Genomic DNA, 1,511 nt, shown 5'->3' on the forward strand with positions numbered 1-1,511 from the left:
GCTCGAGCGGCGCCCACGCCGGTTCGGTGCCGGCGGCCCGGGCGGCGTACGCGGTCATCACGTCGCGGGCCATCGGGACCATCGACGAGCCGTCGGCGGCGATGTGGTGCACCACGGTGACCAGGACGTATTCGGCGGGCGCGAGGCGCAACAGCGCGATCCGCAGCGGGATCTCGCGGGTGACGTCGAAGCCGGTCGACGCGAGTGCGCGCAGCCGCGACTCCAGCTCGGCCGCCGGGACGTCGACCGGCTCGAGACCGATCGGCACCGCGGTGGCGGGCCGGATCTCCTGCACCGGACCGGAGTTCGTCTCCGGGTACACGGTCCGCAGCGTCTCGTGGCGGGCCACCAGGTCGGCCACGGCGGCGCGCAGCGCGGCGACGTCGAGGTCACCGGTCAGCCGCAGGGCCATCGGGATGTTGTAGGCCGTCGACTCCGGATCGAAGCGGTTGAGGAACCACATGCGCTGCTGCGCCGGCGAGAGCGGGATGCGTTCCGGACGCGTCCGCGCCGTCAGCGGCACCCGGCCGCCGCCGGTGGCGTCCTGCTCGACCCGCGCCGCGAGCGCGGCGACGGTCGACGCCTCGAACAGGGTCCGCACCGGAACCTGCGTGTCGAGCGCCGCCCCGAGCCGCGAGACGACCTGCGTGGCGATCAGCGAGTTGCCGCCGAGCTCGAAGAAGTCGTCGTCCGCACCCACCCGCTCGACGCCGAGCACCTCGGCGAACGTGCCGGCGACGATCTCCTCGACCGGGGTCGACGGCGCCCGGAAGACCCGGGTCTCGAACACCGGTTCCGGCAGCGCCCGGCGGTCGAGCTTGCCGTTGACCGTCAACGGAATCGCGTCGATCACCACGAACGCCGACGGCACCATGTACTCCGGCACCAGCGCGCCCACCCCGGCGCGCAGTTCCTCGACGTCGACGGTCGCGCCGTCCGCCGGCACCACGTACGCGACGATCCGCGCCGCCCCGGGGGCGTCCTCGCGCACGATCACCGCGGCCTGCCCGACCGGCTGCTGGGCCAGCACGGCCGACTCGACCTCGCCGAGCTCGATCCGGAAGCCACGGATCTTGACCTGGTCGTCCGCGCGGCCGAGGTACTCGAGGTCACCCGAGACCGCCCAGCGCGCCACATCGCCGGTGCGATAGAGCAATCCGCCGTCGGCGGAGAACGGATCGGCCACGAACCGGGCCGCGGACAGGTCCGGACGGCCCAGGTATCCGCGGGCCAGCTGCCCGCCGCCGACGTACATCTCACCGGCCACGCCCACCGGGACGGGGTTGAGACGGGTGTCGAGGACGTAGACCCGCAGGCCCGCGATCGGCACGCCCACGATGCTCGCCGAACCGGCCTCGGCCAGGTCCGCACCGATCTCCCGGTACGACACGTGCACCGTGGTCTCGGTGATGCCGTACATGTTCACCAGCCGCGGCGAGGTGTCCCCGTGCCGGGCGAACCAGCCCTCCAGGCGGCGCGGCTCGAGCGCCTCACCACCGAAGATCACGTAC

At 73.3% G+C, this 1,511-nt stretch carries 1 protein-coding gene; it reads right to left on the reverse strand.

Annotated elements, in window-relative coordinates; all coding sequences use genetic code 11:
• A partial coding sequence (locus CQZ88_RS32020; protein ID WP_258008829.1) for a condensation domain-containing protein occupies positions 1-1,511 on the reverse strand: 1,511 nt, incomplete at both ends.

Source organism: Rhodococcus sp. ENV425 (assembly GCF_002887785.1).
GTDB classification, from domain to species: Bacteria; Actinomycetota; Actinomycetes; order Mycobacteriales; family Mycobacteriaceae; genus Rhodococcus; species Rhodococcus aetherivorans.